The sequence below is a fragment of the Agrobacterium sp. 10T429 genome, from assembly GCF_056393925.1.
Window position 1 is genome coordinate 1 of sequence record NZ_JBFTGV010000030.1, and the last position, 568, is coordinate 568.

The 568-nt window shown below is 68.7% G+C and carries 1 protein-coding gene; it reads right to left on the reverse strand.

Annotation, left to right across the window (positions count from 1 at the left end; translation table 11 throughout):
- Positions 1 to 63 precede the first annotated feature (63 nt).
- A partial coding sequence (locus AC1DCP_RS26335) for a thymidine kinase (protein ID WP_476774860.1) occupies positions 64 to 568 on the reverse strand: 505 nt, incomplete at its 5' end.

Sequence of the window (568 nt, forward strand, 5' to 3'; positions counted from 1 at the left end):
GCCTAGGCCCGACCACGCGGCCTTGTAAACCGCAGGACGTCATGGCCCGTGAAGGGCCATGCCCTACAACGGCAGCGGTGCCTGCGCCGGATCGATCCGCCCCTCGCCACGGGTGATCTTCTTGAACTCGGCGCGGCTGACCGACACGTAGCGCTCGTTGCCGCCGATCTCCACCTGCGGGCCGTCCTGCACGGCATGGCCATGTTCGTCCACGCGCACGGTCATGGTCGCCTTCTTGCCACTGTGGCAGATCGTCTTGATCTCCTGCATCTCGTCGGCCCAGGCCAGCAGGTACTGGCTGCCCTCGAACAGCTCGCCGCGGAAATCGGTGCGCAGGCCGTAGCACAGCACCGGGATGCGCAGCTGGTCGACCACTTCGCTGAGCTGCCAGACCTGGCTGCGGCTGAGGAACTGCGCCTCGTCCACCAGCACGCAGCCCAGCGGCCCGTTGGCCTGCAGATCCTGGCTGACCCACTGCTGCAGGTCGGTGTCGCGTTCGAAGGCCATGCCGTCGGCGCGCAGGCCGATCCGCGAGGCGACCACGCCCGCGCCGGCACGGTCGTCCAGG